This window comes from Rhodopirellula maiorica SM1 (assembly GCF_000346295.1).
In the GTDB taxonomy this organism is placed as follows: Bacteria; Planctomycetota; Planctomycetia; order Pirellulales; family Pirellulaceae; genus Novipirellula; species Novipirellula maiorica.
On the sequence record NZ_ANOG01000611.1, the window covers coordinates 1 to 2,238 of the forward strand.

The 2,238-nt window shown below is 55.5% G+C and carries 1 protein-coding gene; it reads right to left on the minus strand.

The window, feature by feature from the left end:
• Nucleotides 1-1,300, minus strand: a 1,300-nt coding sequence (locus RMSM_RS19515) for an AMP-binding protein (protein WP_008699992.1), incomplete at its 3' end; no start/stop codon positions are given.
• Between the last annotated feature and the right edge of the window lie 938 nt (nt 1,301-2,238).

The window sequence follows — 2,238 nt, forward strand, 5'->3', positions numbered from 1 at the left end:
CATCTCCGATGTCATCGATTCCGCCGTCGGGATCGACAATGCGACATTCGGTTTCAGGCAGCGGCAATCCGATCGTTCCATATTTTGGATCGGCGAACAGATCGCCAACATGCGTTACCGGCGAGGCTTCGGACAGCCCAAAGCCTTCGACGACCAAGGCCCCGCTGTGTTTGCTAAACGTTTCACCGACGGTCGCATCCAACGGCGCGCCTCCGGAGATCACCCAACGAATCGAGCTCAAATCCGCAGGATACTCACTCAGGCGGTCATTTAGTGCCACCAACATCGTTGGCACCGCGTGCAACACCGTAGGCCGTTTCGTCTCGATCAAATGAATCACTTGACGAGCATTGAAGCGATGGTGCAGCACCAATGTGGCTCCCATTGCCGCCCCGCCGAGCACCATTGCTGATACGCCGTAACTGTGGAAAAACGGCAACACCGCGATCATCGTCTCGGCCGCAAACGATCGATGGGTCCATTCATATTGCTGCCACGCGTTGGCGACCATGTTTTGATGGCTAAGTGTGACCGATTTTGACGTCCCCGTCGTTCCTCCGGTCGGCAAGATGTAAGCCGGATCTGTTTCAGTGCTGATCTCAACCGGTTTCCATTCGCGACGCAGTCCCTTCAATTCTTCCCAAAACCAAGCATGCGATTCGTTGCTGGGCAACGACCATTGGCCGGTGCGTTGATGACGCGCCCACAAATACCCGAGCTGTTTTAGCGACGGCAGATGCTCTCGAATCGAAACGTACAAAGTCTTTGTCAATTCGGATTCGCAATCGACCAACATCTGCGCCAACATGTCCAAGGTAATCACCACCTTGCACTCGGTGCTGCGAACAATTTCAGCGACCTCGTCTTCGACCATCAGTGGGCTGAGCGCGACCGCAATTCCCCCGGCACGCCAAATGCCGTTGACGGCGATGATGAACTCGGGCACGTTGGGCAGCAGCACGCCCACGCGATCCCCTTTTTTGATGCCAAGATGCTGCAACAGAGCCGCCGCGCGTACCGCGTCATGATTGAGCGCCTGGTACGTCCAAGTCATGTTGCCATAGATCACCGCGGTGCAATCCGGGACCACGTCCGCTGCATGCCGTAGTAAACCAAACGCGGGAACACCGCTGTAGTGCTCGATCCCGCTGGGGATCTCCGATGACGTGTCGGATTGATCGACGCCGGGCAAAGATTCTTCGGCAATGCGAAGGACACTTGCATCTAGACGTGCCTCGATGGATCCCAAACGATCATCCGGATCAGGATACGCTCGATTCCCTTGCAGCATGTGGCCCATGGCTGAAACTCCCTAATAGAAGCCGCTGTGGCGAACTCAATCTTCCATGAGTTAAGTGCGAGATGCTCGGCGTTTGCTTCGACGAGTCAAACCGCTCCGATCGAAGTCGGCCAGAGAAGGGCGTTTGACGGCACTCTCAAAGCCGACCGCAGTTGCGGCTGTCGGCTCGGGGCCAGCCAAATAAATTCACTCAGATGAAAAGACGTCACAGCCGAACAGGTACTCTGTCCCTCGATGTGGTCCCTCGACGCGATCATTTGAATGCGAACACGAAGTGGGCGGCCGTGATAAGTAATCCGAAACCGATAACCGAGCCGTAGTCGCTTCGGATTGCTTACAATTGATCTTACGTTACAGAGCCACCAAAGGCAACTATTTTTCCGCCACATTCAAACAAAGCGAAATTCCGCCCCTTTGTGAAGTTTATCACGAAGCGTGCTCCACCACTTGCCAGTGGTACTCAATGTGGGTGGCAAGGGTACGAGCGACGAAACCAAGACGCTGCATCGAATAGCCGGCCCGTTCGCTAGGCTCTGTCCGAAAACGGTTCATAGTCACCTTTCGCTTAGGACTTGCGATTTACAAGTTGCGGAAGTCACGTATTTCCGCCGGGCTTGCCCCCAATGCCATCTACTTTGGTAGTGGGACTCGCCAGAGTTCCTGGTGTTTCAACAGCAAAGATGGGAATTCTGGCGAATCCCACTACTTGAGCATCCCCTAATGGTTGCCAAAGTAGATGGCATTGGGCTTGCGCCGCACCGCGATAAACACTCATCCGATTCTAGCGGTTCGGCGCGAGCCGTCCGGTCGACGCTAGATTTGACGTGCAAGCTCGACCGGGCGGCTTGCCAGGTAGCAGCCAGTTGTCGCACCGACCGGGGCAAGCCCGGCGGAAGCGAGTGGAGCCAGACTTTTAGCAACTCATAAATCGTAGGTTC